The following is a 20,255-nucleotide window of genomic DNA, read 5'->3' as shown; positions in this document are numbered from 1 at the left end:
TAACTTTTTAAACTTAGTTACTTTTTGTAAGTATTATAACGCATCTTTGCTTGGTTTACTATCCCCTTTTTGTCGGGCTGGGGTGGTCCAGCTTTTGATTTCCTCCTGGCATTTTTGTGGGTTATCTCAATGTAGTATTAAAAAATTACTCTTATGTAATGCAAAAAAGCTTGCCGCATGACGCGACAAGCTTTTGTTGGGTGAGCCCACAATTATTTCGCAGCTGCGAAACGTTTGCTTACTTCATCCCAGTTTACTACGTTCCAGAACGCCGCGATGTAGTCAGGGCGTTTGTTTTGATAGTTCAGGTAGTAAGCATGCTCCCATACATCCAGACCGAGGATAGGCATTTTGCCTTCCATTACAGGGCTGTCTTGGTTAGGAGTAGAAGAGATAGCTACTTTTCCGCCTTCAGCAGTCAGCCAAGCCCAGCCGGAGCCGAAGCGAGTTGTAGCTGCTTTTGCGAATTCAGCTTTGAAGTTGTCAAAGCTTCCGAAAGCCGCGTTGATTGCGTCAGCCAGCTCACCAGCTGGTGCGCCGCCGCCGTTCGGGCTCAGGATTTCCCAGAACAGAGTGTGGTTAGCATGTCCGCCACCGTTGTTGCGAACTGCTGTACGGATACCTTCTGGCAAAGCATCCAGGTTGCTGATCAATTCTTCAACGCTTTTCTCTTGCAGGTCAGCGTGACCTTCGAGAGCTGCATTCAGGTTGTTTACATACGTAGCATGGTGACGTCCGTGGTGGATCTCCATGGTTTGAGCGTCGATGTGTGGAACCAGTGCATCATGTGCATAAGGCAATGCAGGAAGTTGATGTGCCATTTTAACATTCCTCCTCAAAATATGTATGGGTCAAGCTTCGCCTTTATTATACTTCAAAGAACGTACTTTTACAACAAATCGGTTTGCAAAGTATATTAATCTATTAAAATATTTCAGTAGATTTTCCATCTTGCAAACAGGATGGAGCGTGCTAGACTTGGATTATATGAAAACCTCTATCGAGGCTTCCCTAATGAGGAGCGACCGCGTTTAGCGGAATGTTTACATTCGCTCCGGAATTCATAAGCGTCACACCCTTATAAATTCCTATACGTTTACAAACTAGAGAATCAGGTGATCTTTTGTGGAAATGGACTTATCAACCATTATCTTTCTCGCGTTCTTTGGATTTGTCGCCGCCTTTATTGATAGTACCGTAGGTGGAGGCGGGTTGATCTCCCTTCCTGCGCTGCTCGGCTTAGGAATCCCTCCTTACCTTGCACTCGGTACAAACAAGCTGGCAGGCACCATTTCGTCCGCTACCAGCTCTTTTACCTTTATTCGCAGTGGCAAGTTTGACAAGAAGCTCATGTTCATCCTCTTCCCCATTTCGCTAATAGGGGCCTTTCTGGGGGCCAAAACGGTACTGTTTGTTCCTCAGGAGCTGTTAAAGGTACTGGTCATCGTCATGATGGCACTGATTTTCGTTTACACCTTGTTTAACAAACGGTTCGGTCAGGATTCCAACTTTAAAGGTCTCACCAAATTCACACTCGGTGTGGGAATTCCCTTTACCTTTTTAATTGGATTTTACGATGGCTTCTTCGGACCGGGAACCGGTTCGTTTTTCGTTTTCTTGATGGTGCTTTTATTCGGTTATGATTTTGTAATCGCTGCTGGCAATGGGCGAATTCTCAATCTGGCGAGCAACATCTCTGCCCTGTTCGTTTTCGCTATGGAAGGCAAGGTCATTTTATTGACTGGTCTGGTCATGGGTGTAGCTATGCTTCTCGGTGCGACGATCGGTGCGCGTGTGGCAATCAAAACGGGTGTGCGTTATGTTCGACCGCTGTTTTTGATCGTCTCCATCACACTCATTACAAAAATGATTTATGAATTGATTTTTATGTAGGCGAGAGTGGCATTTCTGTACAGCTACACGAAAAAAGGGAAACTGCGTCCAAACTAGCGAATTCCACCTGACCTTGCAGAGGTGGACGCTTAGAGGCGTGTTTCCTTTTTTTATTTACCCGAAAAAATTGGTTGAGTAATTTAACAACCAATTGGTAGTTTTCTTAAAGGTGTATCATTGCACAAAATAGATAGAAGAGGTGGCACATCGCTTCCGACTTCATCATATTTAGGGGGTAACCATGAATCTAACGATACTGGACACACCGTTCTCTGTTGTAAAATTCCCTCAAGCGCATGATATACCGTCATGGGCGACCAAGAGTGAGTTTTTCTCTATTACTCGGACCAAGGAAGAACTTTCCGTTGTTTGTGAATCTGCCAATGTGCCAGCTGACATTTCAGAGGACGCAGAGCACGAGTGGAAGTGCCTGAAGGTCGAGGGTGTACTTGATTTCGCACTGACCGGAATTTTATCTTCTTTAGCCAATCCGCTCGCTGATAACGGGATCAGCATTTTTGCGATTTCCACTTTCAATACCGATTATTTACTGGTTAAGGCTCATTCCCTAGAAAAAGCAAAGCTCGTACTGGAAAATGCGGGCCATAGCTTCCAGTAATGGTTGCAGGCAAACAAAACAGGAGTGGATCCTAGTTCCACTCCTGCCCCTGATTCGTCCAGAAATGCTAGCTAATCAGGAATTAACCATCAGTTGAATTTTCAACCGTTTTTTCGTTGGACCTTTATTTTGTGCTTTCAATCGAAAAACAACCAATTTCAGATGTGTTGCTCACATGTGTTCCCCCGAGGTTGTCCACCGCCACCTGGATAATAAATAGTTTAGTCAAAAACAACAAAGCGCTCCTGTACGGAATCGATCATAGCCATACATTCTTTCCGATAGCTATCATCTGCATATAACTCTTTCGTTGTCATTCTGGTCACCCGTCCCTATGCCAATGCCTTGATATCCTCTATCAACATTTCAACATTTTCTTTTTTGGTAGCCCAGCTGGTACAAAATCTCACAACACTGTGCTCCGAATCGAATTTTTCCCAGAAGGAAAAGGAGTACTTTTTGCCCAATTCACTGAGCATAGCATTCGGCAAAATCGGAAACTGCTGGTTGGTAGGCGAATCGTAGCGGAAGGAAAAGCCTTTTTCACGAAATGCTTCGCGAATCATCATTGCCATTTCCACTGCGTGACTCGAAATCTCAAAGTAGAGGCCATTTTCAAATAAGGTTTCAAATTGTATGCCCAACAATCTCCCCTTAGCCAGTAGCCCGCCCCTTTGCTTAATGAAGTAGCGGAAGTCTTTTTTCAGAGCATCATTCGTGATGACGACGGCTTCTCCGCACAATGCTCCGATTTTCGTTCCCCCGATATAAAACACATCACATAGACTTGCAATGTCTGCCAAGGATAGATCGCTGCCTTTTGAAACCAGACCATAGCCTAATCTAGCGCCATCCAAGACCAATGGCAGCCCGCATTCCCGGCAAGTCTTACTTAACGCTTCCAGCTCGGCCTTGCTATAAGTCGTACCATTCTCGGTAGGATGCGAAATATACACCAAGCCTGGCTGTACCATATGCTCATGAGTTACATCATCCCAGTGAGCGTCATACATTTCCTTTACCTGATCGGCCCGAATCTTCCCATCATCACTCGGTAATGTCAGCACTTTATGTCCGGTTGTCTCGATTGCCCCTGTTTCATGTACCGCGATATGACCTGTAATGGCGGCAACGGCACCTTGATGCGGGCGCAAAATAGAGGCAATAATCGTTGTATTCGTCTGTGTTCCGCCAACTAAAAAGTGAATGTCTGCATGCTCGAGATCACATGCCTTGCGAATGTATGCCTTGGCCTTTTCACAGTATGAATCCACTCCATATCCAGGTGCCTGCTCTTCATTCGTTTCCCATAACCGTTTTAAAATGCGTTCGTGTGCGCCTTCTGTATAGTCATTTTCAAATCGAATCATTTTCGTATCCTCTCCTACCGATCTAATTTCTTCTGAATCACCAGCATCGAAGCATGTATTTCATTGATTTCTTTTTGTGATAGTCCGTGAAATAAACGCTCGATTTGCTCATCCGATTTCTCGTTTAGTTGATGAAACAGCGCGATCCCTTTTGGGGTTAAACGGATGAGGCTGATTCTGCTATCTGAGGGCGAGCCTTCCTTGCTGAGCAGTTCATCCTTACTGAGCTTGGCGATGATTCTACTCATATAGCTGCGATCAATTTTGAGCCTTTCGACCAGATCGTTCGCGATACACTGCTTCATAAAGCCGATCTCTAAAATTACCCTTGCCTCTGTTAACGAGTACCCAGTATCCAATACATGCTTTTCCAAAACGCCAAGCAGAATCGTGTAAAACCGGTTAAATTTGCGTATATCTGCAATAATATCCTGCTTCATGACGGCGCTCCTTTTTAGTGGACTTTGTCAACAAATAATGTATGCGATTTAGTAGACTCTGTCAACATTTTTCAAGCACAAAAAAAGCCTGGCACAAAAGCCAAGCTCCCCCTACTCTTCGTTTCCTTTTCTCTGTTTCAAGCGCAAAATGATGCCATCGATCAGCAGGCCGACGCCCGCCAAGTAAAAAGGGGCTGCAAATCGGGTTCCTTCACCGATCGGCAGATCTTTCATGTACACGATAAAAACACCGATAATAAAGCCAATCATCGTGTAGCGCAGGCGAGTCGGCCCCATAACGACATCCCTCCGCTTTATTTTCCGAATTTATTTGGCATTTTCATGTTTTTCATCGTGCGGCTCATCTGTTTCAATTGCTTCTGGTTAAGGTTCATCCCCATAGAACGGGCCATGGCTTGCAGCTGCTTGTCGTCCATTTGCATATTGGAGACCTGTTTTTTCAAATAATAAGTTCCTCCGGCAAATCCGCCTACGAGGCCAAGTAAGAGTGTAACAATCGGAATTACCCAGTTGTACCAAGCCATCAATACATTACCATCCTCTTTACGTAATTATGTACATGTTTATTGTACCATAGTTGGACCTTCTGTACATTGCACCAACTGAAAATGGTGAGACTGCCTCAAGCAGGTTTGCTATTTCTAGCATATCCTAATTGCAAGAGGTGATGTAACAATGATTCCTATCGTTATTCTTGATGCTGGACATGGTGGTGTTGATCCTGGCGGAGGCAATAATTCCCAATTTTCAGAAAAGGACATGACTCTAAAGATCTCAACCTACCAGTACCAACGGCTCCAAGAATTGAACATCGCCGTCGCCATGACGCGAACAACAGATACCACCCTCTCAAGTGATGCTCGAACAGCAATCGTCCGCAACAGTGGTGCTCGCTATTGTATTTGCAACCATATTAATGCTGGCGGCGGCAGAGGTTCTGAAGTGATTTACTCCATTTATGGCTCAGCTGCTTTTCCTCGCTTGATTCAAGAGGAGCTAGAAGCAGAAGGCATGCCAAATCGAAGAATATTCACTCGAACACTCCCAACCAACTCTGGTCTGGACTACTATTACATGCATCGGGAAACGGGAAGCGTAGAAACCGTGATCGTGGAATACGGCTTTGCTGACAACCCTTTGGATGCGGAAAAGCTCGCCAAGGATTGGAAGAGTCTTGCAGAAGCAGTCGTTCGAGCCTTTTGCGAGTACGCCAAGCTGTCGTATCAGCCGCCGAAAACACCTATACCGACGTTGACGCCAACTCCTACACCCACTCCAACAAGCTCACCAGGTAATGGCAACGGAAACGGCAATCCTGGAAACGGAGGAGGTGGCACTTTGCCTGATTGGAAGCAAGAAGCGATTGACTGGATGTTTGACCAAGGGCTGCTCACGAATGAAGATTGGCGCAGTCAAGCTGACAAACCATTACCCCTCTGGGCTGAAGCAGTCATTCTTAAGCGTCTGTATGAAAAGCTGAAAACCTAAGTTCATTTACTGGAGGTAGTGTGCCGTGGGATTTGATCTGGGCTTGATCATTGCCTTTGCCCTGGCAGGCACTGCTACCCTATCGGATGTACTTCGCATCCCCAAAAAGCTGCGTAGTTGGGTAGCGGTCATGTTGATTCTCGGGCTGTACATGGTGAATCAGTGGTTGTATTCACCTGGATTTGACTGGAGGACGGCCTTGCTAGAGGGCTTGACTGCCGGTCTTGCCAGTGTCGGTATTCACTCTTCAACTAAAAACACACTGGAGCAATTTAGCGTGAACAAAACAAATCAGAAGCAAAAACAAATCGAAAGCAAGCACAACGACTCTCAATCCGCCGTGTAGCGTGTTAACGGAGTGTCAGCCAAACCCGAATAATTTTTCTTTGCCGGTACACATATCAATTCGTCCTCTGGATAGCGATAAGCGGTCAGCTTGCCACCAAACACGCATCCCTGGTCGATATTGAGTGTGCCGTTTTTGCGTTCAGGCTCTGGTCTGGGATCGTGCCCCCATACAATTAACGGCTCCGTAGCCTTACGTTCCTTTGCCCACTCTCTGCGAAGAGGACGACCATCTGGCCCTGTTCCGGCTACATCCCCGTATCTGCAAAAGGTTTGCACGGCTGATGTTTCCATTCCGATAAAATCGTCCTTGATTCCGGCATGGACGGCAACTGCGACCAGCTTGTCATTTCGCCTGATCATCATGTGTGAGGGGGAAGAGAAAAGCAAACGCCGGCTCTGCTCCCGCAGGAGGGATGCCTTTTTCGGCCCGAATTCCTGCTGGTACAAGCGCAATTCTTCTTCTACCTTCTCATCTCCATGCGAGAGGGTCACTGGTCTGCCATCCAGCCATCGTGCCACTTTCCAACCATGATTGCTATCGACCATTTCGGCAACACCCGTCGCAAGATGCAGTAAAAAAAATTGCAGCATCTTAATCGAATAAGGCCCACGACTTGTAATATCTCCGAGGGAAAGGAGCTTTCGGCCCTGGGGATGGCGATAGATGCCGTCGTGGCCTCGCTGATACCCCAAGCGCTGCAGCAATTCGATAAATTCGTCATAACAGCCATGCACATCTCCGACGATATCTACGCCCTTGTCCGCCAAAAGCACCTTGGATCGTGTCTGAGGTTTATGCCTCATCTTCCGTTCCCTCCTTTCCAAAAGCTATTACTTACTATCTTTACCACATATACAAAAAAAACTCACTCTCTATTCAAAAGAGTGAGCCTCGTCTTCATTTCCTTTTAGAGTGTGTTCGTTTTTAACCCAAATGATGTGTGTGTACATAGATCGCTGCTTGCGTCCGATCCTCCACGTTTAGCTTGGCCAAAATATTACTTACATGCGTTTTCACTGTTTTGATCCCGATGATCAATTCATCCGCAATTTCCTGATTCGATTTGCCCTGGCCAATCAGCTTGAGCACTTCCAGCTCTCGTGGCGTCAGCTGCTCATGCGGGTGTGCTTCCTGCCCATGGCGAAAGCGAGCCATAATTTTGCCGGCTACACGCGATTCCAGTACAGGCTCGCCTGCTACCGCAGAACGGATTGCTTTGACAATCTCAGCCGCCCGCGAGGTTTTGAGCAAATAACTAAAGGCACCTGCCTCAATGACCGGATATACCTTTTCGTCATCGATAAAGCTGGTGAGGACAATTACCTTGCTCGCTGGACAAGCCTCGCGAATCCTCCTTGTCGCTTCTACACCACCGATTCCTTCCATAACCAGGTCCATCAAAACTACGTCCGGACGCAATTCAATCGTCATCCGTACACCTTCTTCACCACTGCCCGCTTCCGCTACGACTTCAATATCATCCTCTGTCGAGAGGTAGGCAGCCAGTCCCATCCGTACCATTTCATGATCATCAACCAGTAGTACCCGAATCACAAAAGATCTCACCCTTCCCGTTCTGCCTGTGACATCAGAGGAATCCGCACTTCGATTTGCGTTCCCTTGCCTATCGCTGAATAAATCTCCATCGATCCGCCAACCTCGGCAACACGTTCCTGCATGCTGCGCAAGCCATAGGATGTCAGTTTATCTCCATCTGGATCAAAGCCTACCCCGTCATCTGATACCCGCAACCGTACCTGCTCTTGCAGCGTAAACAGTTTTACGGTAATCAAATTGGCTCTGGCATGCCTCAGCGTATTGGAAAGCGATTCCTGCAGAATCCGGAACAGATGATCCTCAATTCCACTCGGCAAGCCTTCGACGGCTTCGATTTCCCACGTCAGCTCCATCGTATTTTTACGTGTGAGCTCATCTAAAAGTTCCAAAATGGCTTCCTTCAAGGATTTGTTTTGCAAAGTCGCCGGGCGAAGATGCAACAACAGCGCCCTCATTTCCGCTTGTGCTGCGGCTGCCATTTCTTCCACTAATTCAATCTGCTGGCTGGCACGCTGCGGATTTTTCTCCACGAGTCGCTTCATGGCTGCTGTCGTCATCGCGATGGCAAACAGCTGCTGACTGACTGCATCATGCAACTCACGCGCAAGCCGCTGCCTTTCCTCTGTTACAGCCGCGTGCTTCAACTGTTCGGCAAGCGCTGCATTCGAATTGGAGAGACGCTGCAAGGATGCGACCTGCTCTTCCCATTGAGAAGCGAGCCTGTTTAATTGCCAGCCCAGCTCCCCTACCTCGTCGACTCCTAGCTCCGGCACACGGTACGATAGCATCCCCCGTCCCAGCTTCATTGCTGCTTCGCCCAAAACAAACAATCTCTTCTTCAGCAAGTTCCCGCCGATATAAGAAATAATCAGAGCGACAATCAATCCGGCTGGCAACGATATAATAAACGCAACGAGCTGAATGAGCCAATCCGGGTCTGGCGATAACAACGAGAGCCTCTTATCACCTAGCCATAAAACGATTTGGGGATCATGGATGATCTTGAAATACCACTGATGGATACCGGTATCGTTTCTCCACTGAAAGTAGAGCGAAAAGAAACAAATAAATGCTACTACGATCGCACTGACGGCCATTGTTACACCGTAGCGCACATACTGCCATTGTATACTTGCCAACCGCTGTCGACGCATCCGCCAGTACCTCCTAGATGTACTTGACTTTTATATCGCCGACTAGCAGCGAGATATGCAAATTTACTTTATGCACCGCCTGGTCATAATGATCAGACCGAATCATCAAGCTACGATTAACCCCTCCCTGGCGGTGACTAAACACCTCCAGATCACCGACTGTCAACTCTGCGGATACTAACACAGGAAGATCTACCGGGACATAAATGGTTACGTCACCAATCCACCCCTCCACTACGAGAAGTGCTTCGTCCTTCATCAGCATTGCCCGGGACAAGTCGATCACGACATCACCAATTCCATGCCAGACATGCAACTGACTGAGTTCGAATCTGCCCGAGGTCAGATGAAAATCGCCAATCAACGAGCTGCGGGAATCTTTTGGCAACATACGGTCCCGAAAAACGGTAGAGCCATCCTTTTCAGCTGTTTTCGCACCTGGTGGTCTCCATTTTGTCCAGCTCTCACTTTGCTTTTTAGGCTCCGTGCCTTCACCTTCGTTGCCTGACATCCAGCCAGATTGAAAGTCGAGATCATCCTGCTTGAGCACGGAATCCTTTCCCGGAAGCGGCCCCTTTTGCCGAGCCCTGCCTCGCACCAGACGAAAGCCAAAGTAGATAATGACAAAAGGTACAGCCAGTCGAAACAAGTCATCTATACCAATGCCGAACCACATTTCGAGAGCGATGATCGTACCCAGGCTGACCAAAATGCCGCCGCCGACCCTATTATTCTGTTTCCACAATCGTGCGCCAAAGTATACCAATAGCATCGGCCAAAGATCAAACAGACCGAACGTAATGATATGCAAGCCATTTAATAAAAGGCCAATCCCGGTCAAAATGATCAGGACACCAGCCAACATTTTGTGCAAGCGGGACAATTTCACAGAAGTCTCCTCTCTTACGCCCCATGCCGATCGTTTTTACTTCTGACCGTTACGACATGTATAAATGAATGCAGGTGGTATATTCAGCAAGGTAAAGCTGGTCTCTACCCTGGAAAAACGTGCCTGCAGCTCAGCTTGGAGTTGTAGCGAATATTGGAATGTAATGAACAGCCCGCCTGGTTTTAGCACGGATTGTACCTCATTCAAAATGTCTGCCCGCAATTCCTGCGGAAAGTTGGCAAAAGGCAGTCCGGAAACAATCACATCTGCCTGCTCCAGTTTTAATTCCTCCAAGTAATCCCTCAGCCTCGTTGCTTCTTCCATGATCGGAATTTCTGGGAATCGGGAATGCAGCATCGACCGAAACTGGGAATCGCGCTCTACAAGCACATAGTGGGTATCGGGACGTATTTTTTGATTAATCACATGAGTAAAAGCACCGGTTCCTGGCCCCAACTCAAATATGACGTCGGTTGAAGCCCAATCTACATGCTCCAGCATCCGTTCGCTTAAAAACCGAGAGCTGGGAATCACACTACCGACACGACCAGGCTCTGCGATAAACCGTCGCAAAAAGACCAAAAAGTCTACCAAGAATTGTACCTCCTAGGGGGAAAAGCAGCCTGAAATCCAGGCTGCCTAGTTGCCACACTTTATTCTATACCCGGTCCCCTAGTTCCTGTCCAATTAGGACTGCTCTGGTTTTTGGACCGGTACCTTTTTCTCTTGTAAAGAAGCTTTGATGCTTGCGAGCTCAGAATCGAGATCATCTTTCTCCAACTGAGACAAAGCATTCTCCCATCCATAACCTACATTGGAACCGCGCCATTGTCCACTCATTTGTGCCTCAGCTTCCATGCGCATAACCTTTTCTTCCATTCTAGCAAAGCCGCGGCCTGCTGTTTGGTTGCCAATACCCACAACCGCATGATTTACTTGCTTTTGTGTACGAGCAACTTGCGCCCGAGCCATCAGCGTGAATTTCTTTGCACGCATTTTATAGAACTCCTCTTTCAGCTCAGCCAGCTTCTCACGCATTTGAGCGGCAGCTTCTGAAGCTGACAAGTAGAGGGTTTCGTATTCTGCTGCGCGTCCTTCATACTGTTTTTTGTCTGCCAGAGCACGACGAGCTAGCTCTTCCTCGCCCTCTGTGAGTGCCAGTTTCACCTGGCGATCGCGTTTTTCAATCAGTGCGTTGGCTTCATCCAGTTGCTGACGGAATTTCTTCTCCAGGGCAACCTGACGGGCTACCGCTACTTCAACCTGTCCAATTTCTACTTCCATGTCACGCATGTATTGATTCAGCATCACTACTGGATCTTCCATCGAATCCAATGCATCATTCACAGAAGCTACTGTCAGGTCACGCAAACGTCTAAAGATACTCATTTTAAAATTCCTCCTCATCATATCACATCATATAGTTTCATCCAAAAGCTACATTTGACATCGTTGCCTACGGCTGGCGTCTGTTCACGTTTCTTTCCCAGTCATCCAGCTTATCTTCTTTTAAAATTCCTTGTGCCCACTGACGTTCCCAAGCTGGTGGTGCTTCTTTTTGTTCTGGCCGCGGACGCAACAGGCGATATCCTAAGTAGATAACCCCAATGGCCAAGATGCTGTGGAACAAGAGGTGCAGTTTCCCAAACAGCATCAACAGCCCGAACAAGAAGACAATGACTCCCCAAAAGCGTGAGCCCGAACTACTCATTACCTTGCGAGCCCCGTACAGCATGATTACTGAAGGAATCAACACGCCAATCAAATCGCCACTGTCGATTCCCAGTTGGTCCAGGAGAACCAACCCGCCAATTAGCAGCAGAACCAGCCCGAGGAGTATCTTTCCAGACCGTTCGCTCATCCTTTGCTTGCCTCCTTCGTTGTTGATGTGGTGCAGGTCGACCTTATGCACTTATTGTAGCCCTGAGCATAGGCTTCCCATAACGGGCGAGCGGTTGGTTTTTCCCTCCGTCCTTGGACGGATACTGCTTCCTGCTCCAATCGGACGAGCATTGCAGGGACTTGCCGAATCAAAGCTTGCACTGCCCGGACAAAACGTTACGCCATCAGACAAAATATTGTGGCAAAAATGTGAACAAACCATCGAAAAAGAGGAAATGTTGGACAAGCGTAGAATTTGTGTTAGGTACGCGTGTAAAAAAACATCGAAAATAGCCGAGTTCCGCCTGGCGGAAACGGGGGAACCAAGTTTTTGGGGTGAATGGCTGTGTTTCTTCGCAGTCTAGGGCGTCCTTTCGACCGAACCCTTCAGCTAACCTCGTAGGCTCATGGAAGGAGCAGTTTCTTTTGCGCAAGTTGGTAGTATCTTTTATGATGGCTGGGTTGCTGGCGATGGGAGCCGGTGCTGCACAGGCTGCTGAAAGCACATCTCTGAATGATGTGGTAAGCGATCTGTACGGCGTTCCTTACAAATCGTCCGGTACATCCACCAAGGGCTTTGACTGCTCCGGTTTCACACGCTACGTATTTGATGCGTTAGGTGTAGACCTGCCTCACAATTCTGCGGCTCAATATGAAGTAGGAGAATCCGTCGAGAAGAAAGACCTTCAACCCGGCGACCTCGTTTTCTTCAATACAAATGGACGCAGCATCTCGCACGTAGGCATCTACATCGGAAACGGCACATTCGTGCATTCGGAAACCGGCCGTGGAGTCGTCAACACCAAGTTGAGCGATCCCTACTACTGGAGCAAGCGTTATGTAGGTGCGAAACGCATCAACTCGCCTGTTCTGGAAGCAAAGGCTGAAACTCCGAAAAAGGAAAACGCGGTGCAAGCTGCATCGTTGCCGGAAAATCAAGCAACCAATAAGTAGTTCGGCAAAAAAATAAGAGCCAGGGACTTCGCGTCTCTGGCTTTTTCTGACGAAATTTAGTACCTGGTGTCAAGAGGTGACCTCACTTATAAGCATTTGGTTATAGTTAGAGGCAGACTTGCCTTTCCCTGGTCAAAGCATGTTATGATAGATAGACATGGTAAATAATTTTTTTCTGAATATCCGTTTCCATATTATATAGAAGTAACTGGGGGTATAACCGGTGAAGGATCACATATTGATTGTCGATGACAACCTCGAGATTATTGAACTCTTAGAAGACATATTAGAAAACGAAGGATTCCAGGTGTCTTCAGCTGAAAATGGTGAAGATGCCCTCCAAATGCTCAGCCAGGGACATCGTCCAAATTTGATTCTCCTCGATATCATGATGCCGAATATGAGCGGATATGAGCTCTGTTCCCAAATTCGCCGTGAATGGGATTTGCCAATCCTGTTTCTGAGCGCGAAAGGAAAGGCAGTCGACAAGGTAGTAGGCTTCGAGATCGGTGCCGATGATTACATTACCAAGCCTTTCGATACTGAAGAGCTGCTCGCTCGTATTCGTGCTCACCTGCGGCGCTACGAGCGGATTCGCAAGCATACAGAAGAACAGCCAGATAAAGAAGCATCTACCTCTTCGATTACGGTCCTCAAATTTAAAGACCTGGAGATTCACAAAGAAACCTACTCCGTTTATGTCAGCAATGAAAAGATCGAGCTCTCTACCAAGGAGTTTCAATTGCTCACATTCCTGGCCGAAAATGCCGGAATCGTATTTACACGGGAGCAAATTTACGACCGTGTCTGGGGATACGGCTACGGCTCTCTCAATACCGTGACCGTCCACATCAAAAACTTGCGGGAAAAGCTGGAGACCAACCGCCAATTCATCAAGACACAATGGGGGACAGGCTACGTATTTATTGGGGAGAAGCAATAAATGAGCTTGCGCAATAAACTGTTTCTTTCGTTTATCGCTTTGATTACGCTCAATATTCTTTTGTTCAAATTCGTCTTTCAGGACATTATTGTCGACCAGCTGAAAAATGACAGACATAATCAATATCAGTATGAAAAGGAAGCAGCAGAAAAGGTTCGCGTCAACCAGTTGTTGCGCAACAGCAATTTCAAGGACCCAACGGAGCGTTTGGAGCTCGAGAAGCAGCTTCCTGAGGACGTCATGTACCGCATGGTGATCAAGGACGCAAATGGCAATACGATCTATAACAAAACTTCACAGGCGTATGATTTAAAGGTCCCACCGTCCAGTTCAAAACCGAATTTTTCCCAAAAGGGTGCTCTCAAGACGGTTGCTGAATACCACTTTCAACAGGAGCCGCCACGCGAAGGAGAAATCGTCATTTATTTTTACACAGACGACTATGACATCATGTCTACAACCGGAGTATCCATGATGCTTTGGTTTATATACGGAAGTCTAGTGTTGGTCGGTCTGGTACTATTAACTCTCTTTGTCCGCTGGATTCTGCGTCCGGTTAACGAGCTGTCTCGGGTTACCCAGGAGATTCGCAGTGGAAAGCGACTTATCTCGTTTACGTACAAATCCGATGACGAATTCGGGCAATTGTTTCGCTACTTCGGGGACATGGTGGATGAGCTGCGTTTTTCCGAGGAGCGTCAGTCTGAGATGATCGCCTCGATCGCTCACGATTTCCGTACCCCCCTGACAACGATCAAAGGGTACGCTTCCTATATCGGGTCTGGTCGAGTCACTGAGCTTGAACGGATTCAAAAGCAGATGAGTAAAATTGAACTGAAAACATCCGATCTGGAAAAGCTGCTCGATGAATTACAGGACTTTAGCCAGCAAAGTACAGAAGTACGACTCAATATTAGCCGCATCCATGTAAAAGGATTTTTAAAAGGGATCATTGAAGACTATTTGACCCGAATTAAGGATGCTGGCCTCGCGTTTCAATGGAAGCTGCGCGTTTCCAACGAGCTGTATATTGAGGCTGACGAAACAAAGCTGCGTCGGGTCATGGAAAACCTGATCAACAATGCAATCTACTACAATAAGCCGAACGGCTCGATTTTGATTACGTGCGATCAGCGCGAAGGTCATGTGCTGTTCTCTGTGATTGATAAAGGCGAGGGAATCTCTGCTGAAGACCTGCCTAAAATCTTTACCAAGTTTTATCGCGCAGAAAAGTCCCGCAACCGGAACAACGGTGGTACGGGACTTGGATTAACCATCTCCCAAAGCATCGTCAGACGCCATGGCGGGGAACTGATGGTAAACAGTGAGATAGGCGAGGGCAGCAGCTTTTCGTTTTCGATTCCATTCTTTCACAGTTGAGTTTATTTAGATTTATAACCAGTTAATATATTTTTTATTTTTCTCTGTTACATTATTACTTGTAAGCATGTTGCTTTCAGTGATAAATAACCCCCAGTTCGGTATCTGACACAACACGGCGTAACCGTAGGTGAAAAGATGCCTTTTTTTTGTCCAAAAATCCTTTTGTTATCCTCGCTTTTCTATTCTCAACGGCAAGCCATTTTTTGGTCGCAGAGTAACCAACGGCTCTGGCTCTACCTTTTGATCAGGAGTTTCCAGCCTCAGTTTATAGCGCTGTGTGATCGTCGCCAGGAGCAAGGCAGCTTCCATCAAGGCAAAGTTGTTCCCGATACATACACGCGGACCTCCACCAAACGGGAAATACGCAAAGGTCGGAATCCGCTTCAGCAAATCCCCCTCAAAGCGTTCAGGAATAAACTCGTCAGGCTTATCGTAGTAACGGTGATTACGATGCATAACATACTGACTCATCATCAAGGTATCCCCCGGTTGATACGTATGTCCGCCGATCTCTACCTCTTCTACTACCTCACGATTAATCGTCCACGCTGCTGGATACAGTCTCAATGTTTCCTGCACGATCAAATTGGTGTACGTCAGGTGCGGCAAATCTTCGACGGTAGGAAGCCGGTCACACAAAACTGCCGTCAGCTCATCGTGCAGCTTTTTCTCGATTTCCGGATGCGTGGCAAGTAAATAAAAAATCCAGGACATCGTATTGGCAGTCGTCTCATGCCCCGCAACAAAAATGGTCATGACCTCGTCACGCACTTGCTCGTCCGTCATTCCTTCTCCGTCATCCTCGTCTCGTGCAGCCAAGAGCATCGATAGCAAATCATTCTGACCCTGTTCGCCATTTTTGCGTCGTTCTTCAATCAGTGCAAAAATCGTCTTGTCCAATGTCTCGTTCGATTCCACAAATTCGCGATTGCTTTTCGTCGGCACGGACAGTGGAATATCGATAAAAGAAGACGCCTTGTTGGCAACGTATTTCAAGCCGATATCAATTGCCTTTCCAATCTGATCGGCACCTTCTTTAATGCTTTTGCCAAACATCGTTTCTGTAATGATTGCCAGCGTGACCTTCATCATGTCGTGGTGGATATCGCGAACCTCTCCATCCTTCCATTCGCTCATCAGGTCAACTCCCTGGCGAACCATGACTTGTCCATATGTAGCGATTCGATCACGATGAAAAGCAGGCTGCATCAGTCGTCTTTGCCGCAAATGCTTTTTCCCTTCGCTCGTAAGAATGCCATCTCCGACAACCGCTTTTGCTACCTGAAGCCCTTTTCCTTTGCGGAAATGCGCTTGCTTGGATACCAGGACCTCTTTGATTTGATCTGGATTCATGAGCATGTAAACATGGCGCTTGGGCCCGAATCGGAAGTGAATAACATCGCCGTGCTCCTCTGAAGCGGAACGGATAAATTGCAGGGGATCACGGCGAAAGGATAGCAGGTTACCCGAAAGCGGCAGACCCTTTGGTCCAGAAATCGTTACATTCATGATGTCCTCCTTGTGGTAAATACGGCATGTTACGGATTAGTATCCAGCACCAAAAGGAGATTATGCGAAAAAAAGCCACCCGGTAATCGGATGGCTGTGCGTATAAATTTCTTGATCAATTCGTTACAGAAGATCCGGTACGCAGCAAGCGTGTCGCAATCAAACGCTCCCGTACCTTGATGCCGATGAGGGCTGCAAGTACTGCCTTGATCACGCCTACCATCAAAAATGGCGTTGCGCCAAACGCAAACGCTTTGTCCCACGGAACATCCAGAACGAATTTCAATTGGATAGAACCAAAAACCAGTGTCACGATCATGCCAATAATATTGGCGATCACGGCATTTACGAAGGTAAAACTCGTTTTTTCCAAATACAGCCCGGTTATATAGGCCGCCGCGATAAATCCGAAAATATATCCGCCTGTTTTTCCAAACAAGACTTGTATGCCGCCGCTCGCTTCTGTAAAGACTGGCAAGCCGATTGCACCCAGCAAAACGTAAATGACAAGGGCGACGGTTCCGTAACGACTGCCCAAAATCGTAGCCGTCAAGCCTATTGCGAGCGTCTGCGCTGTAATCGGAATCAATGGCAATGGAATCGTTAACTGCGACAAAACGGCTGTGACCGCAGCAAAAATAGCAGATAAGAGCAGCCACCTCAAACGTTCGTTTCTCATGCGTATAGCCTCCAATTGTTAACTAAAATAATTGCGAAGTTAACAAAATGATAATACGCATCCTCAAAATTGTAAATGGCCTTTGTAAAATTTAGCTGGGCTTGCTGTCAGCAAAGGCTTGCAGCCGGGTAAGTGACTGCACCGTATGATCCAGTAAAAAGCGCAAGTCCTCAATATTCCCCTCATCAATTTTCCGATGGAAATCAAGCGTTATCTGATTTCTCAACTGCTGTGGCGGCCATTCTACCCGATTTTCCTCCACCTGTGCTTTCAAGGTTTGCGTTATGTACGGACGACTTCCCCATATATCGTCTAGAATCGTGGTGATGGCTTTGATTTTTTGTGGGACATCCCCAGCATATGGCATCGGTAAATGAAAATGAATACAGATGGTACAGCCAACATGCTCTGTCAAAGGCTGCTCCAGCTGTTCGGCCGCAATATCAGCCAAGCTTGTGCGCAGCTGCATTTGTGCTGTTACTGCTTGCTCATTTTTATCCCGATCTACCAGTGTAAACTCGATTTGGAACATCCGGTGAAATGTAGCCATATCCATCACATCCGAGCGCTGTGTAATCGTGATGGCCCCTTCGAAATCACGGTCGTAAACAGCACCTTCCAGCACCACTCTGATGTTATCAAATACTAGTGGATGAAACATCTGTTTTCCTCCTCTCTCATGTATTTTTTCGAATCACCTTTCTTCTTAGAATGCCTCCTTTCCTGTTGTTTTGCAAGCAAGCCAGACTTACCCGTGGAAAACAGGAGCAATAGAGTGGTAACATGAGAGGGAACCAACCTTTGAGGTGACAGCCATGTTTTTAATTGGAATTTTAGTTGTTGTTGCGATTTTTGGTGAACTGTTTCATCGCTTGAATCCGTGGAAAAAACCGGAGCCCGCTTATGAAGATCTAGTCGCACAGATCAAAGCAGCAGATTGGTATCGGGAGTTATACGAGGATGAGGCTTGTCGATACGTCCTCGAGCATGATTCACATGTCCATGCCTACTATGCAGGTACTTACGAAGCGCAGCGCTTGCTTACCCAAAAAGGCTTTCAGCTGGGCTTGATCGACTACGTCAAGCAGCAGGCTTCCAAGGCATCACCTACTCATCGCTAAAGGATAAGAAAACCTCTATCGAGGCCACCTCAAAGAGGAGCGACTGAGTTACCTTGCCATGCGCTTGGGAATTCATAAGCGTCACGCTTATAAATTCCTATACGTAAGACAAAAGCCGCTGTCGCAAAACAAGTCAGCGGCTTTTTCCTATTCCCCTTTCGTTTAACAAACAAAAAAGGCGCACCTGCTTTTGGCTGCTGCCAAGCGGTACACCTTAACTCTCGAATCGATTCATTAGCGCTTTTGGTGGTAATGCTTGTAGGCGTCGAAGGATGCCTGCTCCTGGCAAGTGAAGCATTCAGTAGCATAGGATTCTGCCTGCTCGTTGATAGTTTGGCCGCAAGCAGCGCAGCATTTTGCTTCCAGATTGCGAAAGAAAGTTGTGATTGGCGTCATGATTTTAACCCCCTGTGTGTTGTTATCTGTATTGTATTACAACAGGAGCTGTTTTATAAAAGTTTGTTATAATACATTACACCTCATTATCTTTCCCTCGCGCTCATTCTCTCTCGATTGCTCTCTTTTTCGCTGTATTCATACATTTTTGCAAATTCACAAACTGTTGTAACACAATGATCACAGCTCTGTTTCCAGGACTGTTCATACGCCTTCTTAAATCAGCAAATTGAACAGATACGGATCATTGGTAATCTCGACATAGCTGATCCCATGCTGCTTCATACGCCCCACGAGCGGCTGATAATCTGCCTGACATTTCATTTCGATTCCGACTAGCGCTGGGCCATTTTCTTTATTGTTTTTCTTGGTGTACTCAAAACGTGTAATATCGTCATGCGGTCCAAGCACTTTTTCCATGAATTCACGCAAAGCACCTGCACGCTGCGGGAAGTGAATGACAAAATAATGTTTCAATCCTTCATGTAACAGCGAACGCTCCTTGATTTCCTGCATGCGGTCAATATCATTATTGCCTCCGCTGATGACACACACTACGTTTTTGCCCGCGATTCTCTCCCGGTACAAATCGAGCGCCGCGATGGACAAGGCACCTGCTGGCTCCACGACAATCGCGTTGCTGTTATACAGATCAAGGATGGTTGAGCATACTTTTCCTTCTGGCACGATCACGATGTCATCAAGCACATCGCGGCATAGCGTCATGGTCAATTGACCTACCTGTTTAACAGCCGCTCCATCAACAAACTTGTCAATCTCGTCCAGAGTCACCACATCGCCAAGCTCAAGCGCGGCTTTCATCGATGCTGCTCCGGCTGGCTCCACTCCAATGATTTTCGTCGCAGGACTGATTCCTTTTACATAAGTCCCGACTCCTGCTGCGAGTCCGCCTCCACCAATGCTCATGAAAACAAAATCAGCAGGCTCCTCCATATCGTTCATGATCTCCAGACCTACCGTTCCTTGGCCAGCTACTACCAATGGATCGTCAAATGGATGAACAAAGGTCCGCTCTTCCTGTATGCAATATTTCATTGCTTCTGCAAAAGAGTCGTCAAAGGTATCACCAATCAGGACCACTTCCACATAAGGTCCGCCGAACAATTTCACCTGCGTAACCTTTTGGCGTGGAGTTGTTGTCGGCATAAAAATGGTTCCCTGAATTTTCAGCTGATGGCACGAATACGCTACACCTTGTGCATGATTGCCCGCACTGGCACACACGACGCCATTTTCCCGCTGGACTGACGAAAGATTGCGAATAAAATGATAAGCACCTCGGATTTTAAACGAACGCACGACTTGCAAGTCCTCTCGTTTCAAATACACATTGCAGCCATATCGTTCTGACAAAACCTTGTTTTTTTGCAGCGGTGTTTTTTCTACGACGTCTTTCAACGCATGATTTGCCACCACGATCTCTTCCACTGATACTGTACTCATATATTGAATGCTCCTCCCAAAGGTGTCTCATGTCTCTATCGTTTCATCAAAAAAGAAAAGCCCCGCCCCGCCAGCAGCGCTTGTAAGCGCATGGCTGGCTGAGGCGAAGGCATCGCGGTACCACTCAGCTACTCTATTTCCCTCA

26 protein-coding genes, 1 riboswitch and 1 other annotated feature (1 of these 28 cut by a window edge) are annotated in these 20,255 nt (G+C 47.1%); of the genes, 8 read left to right on the top strand and 18 right to left on the bottom strand.

Features of this window, described 5'->3' with window-relative positions; genetic code table 11:
- Positions 1-212: 212 nt before the first annotated feature.
- Entirely contained in the window at positions 213-821 is a 609-nt protein-coding gene (locus tag ADS79_RS02920; protein WP_049736904.1) for a superoxide dismutase, read from the bottom strand.
- Between the two features lie 304 nt (positions 822-1,125).
- On the opposite strand from ADS79_RS02920, the gene ADS79_RS02915 reads away from it, so the two are divergent.
- Positions 1,126-1,893, top strand: a complete 768-nt coding sequence (locus tag ADS79_RS02915) for a TSUP family transporter (protein WP_049736903.1) — start codon at positions 1,126-1,128, stop codon at positions 1,891-1,893.
- A 241-nt stretch (positions 1,894-2,134) separates the two neighbouring features.
- On the top strand, positions 2,135-2,512 hold the full coding sequence (locus tag ADS79_RS02910; RefSeq protein ID WP_049736902.1) for an ACT domain-containing protein: 378 nt from the start codon (positions 2,135-2,137) through the stop codon (positions 2,510-2,512).
- A 124-nt stretch (positions 2,513-2,636) separates the two neighbouring features.
- Here the strand turns inward: ADS79_RS02910 and ADS79_RS36575 are convergent, their stop codons facing one another.
- The 5 genes from ADS79_RS36575 to ADS79_RS02890 form a co-directional block, all read right to left on the bottom strand.
- A complete protein-coding gene (locus ADS79_RS36575; RefSeq protein ID WP_412679385.1) occupies positions 2,637-2,711 on the bottom strand; it encodes a hypothetical protein in 75 nt (24 codons plus the stop codon).
- A 133-nt stretch (positions 2,712-2,844) separates the two neighbouring features.
- Positions 2,845-3,882: a threonine aldolase family protein gene (locus ADS79_RS02905; RefSeq protein ID WP_049736901.1), complete on the bottom strand. Its 1,038-nt coding sequence runs from the start codon at positions 3,880-3,882 to the stop codon at positions 2,845-2,847.
- A 14-nt stretch (positions 3,883-3,896) separates the two neighbouring features.
- Entirely contained in the window at positions 3,897-4,322 is a 426-nt protein-coding gene (locus ADS79_RS02900; RefSeq protein WP_049736900.1) for a MarR family winged helix-turn-helix transcriptional regulator, read from the bottom strand.
- A 111-nt stretch (positions 4,323-4,433) separates the two neighbouring features.
- Positions 4,434-4,619 carry a hypothetical protein gene (locus ADS79_RS02895; protein ID WP_049736899.1) on the bottom strand — a complete coding sequence of 62 codons (186 nt, stop codon included), beginning with the start codon at positions 4,617-4,619 and terminating at the stop codon, positions 4,434-4,436.
- A 17-nt stretch (positions 4,620-4,636) separates the two neighbouring features.
- Positions 4,637-4,867, bottom strand: coding sequence for a YneF family protein (locus ADS79_RS02890; protein WP_049736898.1), 231 nt, complete (start codon positions 4,865-4,867; stop codon positions 4,637-4,639).
- A gap of 151 nt (positions 4,868-5,018) precedes the next feature.
- Between ADS79_RS02890 and ADS79_RS02885 the strand changes: the two genes are divergently transcribed.
- Together ADS79_RS02885 and ADS79_RS02880 are read left to right on the top strand one after the other, a co-directional pair.
- Positions 5,019-5,831: an N-acetylmuramoyl-L-alanine amidase family protein gene (locus ADS79_RS02885; protein WP_049736897.1), complete on the top strand. Its 813-nt coding sequence runs from the start codon at positions 5,019-5,021 to the stop codon at positions 5,829-5,831.
- Positions 5,832-5,856: 25 nt separating this feature from the next.
- On the top strand, positions 5,857-6,177 hold the full coding sequence (locus tag ADS79_RS02880) for a hypothetical protein (RefSeq protein ID WP_049736896.1): 321 nt from the start codon (positions 5,857-5,859) through the stop codon (positions 6,175-6,177).
- Here ADS79_RS02880 and prpE read toward each other — a convergent pair.
- The 7 genes from prpE to ADS79_RS02845 form a co-directional block, all read right to left on the bottom strand.
- Positions 6,162-6,983, bottom strand: a complete 822-nt coding sequence (gene prpE, locus ADS79_RS02875; RefSeq protein WP_049736895.1) for a bis(5'-nucleosyl)-tetraphosphatase PrpE — start codon at positions 6,981-6,983, stop codon at positions 6,162-6,164. The genes ADS79_RS02880 and prpE overlap by 16 nt on opposite strands.
- 121 nt (positions 6,984-7,104) lie before the next feature.
- The gene (locus tag ADS79_RS02870; RefSeq protein WP_049736894.1) at positions 7,105-7,734 is read right to left on the bottom strand and encodes a response regulator; all 630 of its coding nucleotides are present in this window, start codon (positions 7,732-7,734) and stop codon (positions 7,105-7,107) included.
- 8 nt (positions 7,735-7,742) lie between these two features.
- Positions 7,743-8,891 (bottom strand): HAMP domain-containing sensor histidine kinase, encoded by a 1,149-nt coding sequence (locus ADS79_RS02865; protein WP_049736893.1) that lies wholly within the window; start codon positions 8,889-8,891, stop codon positions 7,743-7,745.
- Between the two features lie 13 nt (positions 8,892-8,904).
- Positions 8,905-9,780 (bottom strand): cell wall-active antibiotics response protein LiaF, encoded by an 876-nt coding sequence (liaF, locus tag ADS79_RS02860; RefSeq protein ID WP_049736892.1) that lies wholly within the window; start codon positions 9,778-9,780, stop codon positions 8,905-8,907.
- Positions 9,781-9,816: 36 nt separating this feature from the next.
- Positions 9,817-10,374, bottom strand: coding sequence for a class I SAM-dependent methyltransferase (locus ADS79_RS02855; RefSeq protein ID WP_049736891.1), 558 nt, complete (start codon positions 10,372-10,374; stop codon positions 9,817-9,819).
- A 93-nt stretch (positions 10,375-10,467) separates the two neighbouring features.
- Positions 10,468-11,169 (bottom strand): PspA/IM30 family protein, encoded by a 702-nt coding sequence (locus ADS79_RS02850; protein ID WP_049736890.1) that lies wholly within the window; start codon positions 11,167-11,169, stop codon positions 10,468-10,470.
- A gap of 67 nt (positions 11,170-11,236) precedes the next feature.
- Positions 11,237-11,641, bottom strand: coding sequence for a LiaF transmembrane domain-containing protein (locus ADS79_RS02845; protein ID WP_049736889.1), 405 nt, complete (start codon positions 11,639-11,641; stop codon positions 11,237-11,239).
- A gap of 302 nt (positions 11,642-11,943) precedes the next feature.
- Positions 11,944-12,083: riboswitch (cyclic di-AMP (ydaO/yuaA leader) on the top strand.
- A gap of 4 nt (positions 12,084-12,087) precedes the next feature.
- Here ADS79_RS02845 and ADS79_RS02840 point away from each other — a divergent pair.
- The 3 genes from ADS79_RS02840 to ADS79_RS02830 all read left to right on the top strand — a co-directional run bounded on the left by ADS79_RS02840 (position 12,088) and on the right by ADS79_RS02830 (position 14,938).
- Positions 12,088-12,615, top strand: a complete 528-nt coding sequence (locus ADS79_RS02840) for a C40 family peptidase (RefSeq protein WP_049736888.1) — start codon at positions 12,088-12,090, stop codon at positions 12,613-12,615.
- A gap of 223 nt (positions 12,616-12,838) precedes the next feature.
- Complete coding sequence (locus tag ADS79_RS02835) at positions 12,839-13,558, top strand: response regulator transcription factor (protein WP_049736887.1); 720 nt, start codon at positions 12,839-12,841, stop codon at positions 13,556-13,558.
- Complete coding sequence (locus ADS79_RS02830; RefSeq protein WP_049736886.1) at positions 13,559-14,938, top strand: sensor histidine kinase; 1,380 nt, start codon at positions 13,559-13,561, stop codon at positions 14,936-14,938.
- A gap of 168 nt (positions 14,939-15,106) precedes the next feature.
- Here ADS79_RS02830 and ADS79_RS02825 read toward each other — a convergent pair whose 3' ends face one another.
- The 3 genes from ADS79_RS02825 to ADS79_RS02815 form a co-directional block, all read right to left on the bottom strand.
- On the bottom strand, positions 15,107-16,450 hold the full coding sequence (locus ADS79_RS02825) for a cytochrome P450 (protein WP_049736885.1): 1,344 nt from the start codon (positions 16,448-16,450) through the stop codon (positions 15,107-15,109).
- Between the two features lie 115 nt (positions 16,451-16,565).
- Entirely contained in the window at positions 16,566-17,129 is a 564-nt protein-coding gene (locus ADS79_RS02820; RefSeq protein WP_049736884.1) for a biotin transporter BioY, read from the bottom strand.
- A gap of 91 nt (positions 17,130-17,220) precedes the next feature.
- Positions 17,221-17,790 carry a hypothetical protein gene (locus ADS79_RS02815; RefSeq protein WP_049736883.1) on the bottom strand — a complete coding sequence of 190 codons (570 nt, stop codon included), beginning with the start codon at positions 17,788-17,790 and terminating at the stop codon, positions 17,221-17,223.
- Between the two features lie 154 nt (positions 17,791-17,944).
- Between ADS79_RS02815 and ADS79_RS02810 the strand changes: the two genes are divergently transcribed.
- The gene (locus ADS79_RS02810) at positions 17,945-18,250 is read left to right on the top strand and encodes a hypothetical protein (RefSeq protein ID WP_049736882.1); all 306 of its coding nucleotides are present in this window, start codon (positions 17,945-17,947) and stop codon (positions 18,248-18,250) included.
- Positions 18,251-18,484: 234 nt separating this feature from the next.
- Here ADS79_RS02810 and yhfH read toward each other — a convergent pair whose 3' ends face one another.
- Positions 18,485-18,646: a protein YhfH gene (gene yhfH, locus ADS79_RS34085; protein ID WP_084765575.1), complete on the bottom strand. Its 162-nt coding sequence runs from the start codon at positions 18,644-18,646 to the stop codon at positions 18,485-18,487.
- Between the two features lie 216 nt (positions 18,647-18,862).
- On the bottom strand, positions 18,863-20,110 hold the full coding sequence (gene ilvA, locus ADS79_RS02805) for a threonine ammonia-lyase IlvA (RefSeq protein ID WP_049736881.1): 1,248 nt from the start codon (positions 20,108-20,110) through the stop codon (positions 18,863-18,865).
- 96 nt (positions 20,111-20,206) lie between these two features.
- Positions 20,207-20,255: a binding site (T-box leader), on the bottom strand (it continues 213 nt past the right edge of the window).

This window comes from Brevibacillus reuszeri (genome assembly GCF_001187725.1).
Classification (GTDB): Bacteria; Bacillota; Bacilli; order Brevibacillales; family Brevibacillaceae; genus Brevibacillus; species Brevibacillus reuszeri.
Note: the sequence above shows the minus strand (reverse complement) of the source record. Positions and strands in the feature narration are given on the sequence as shown.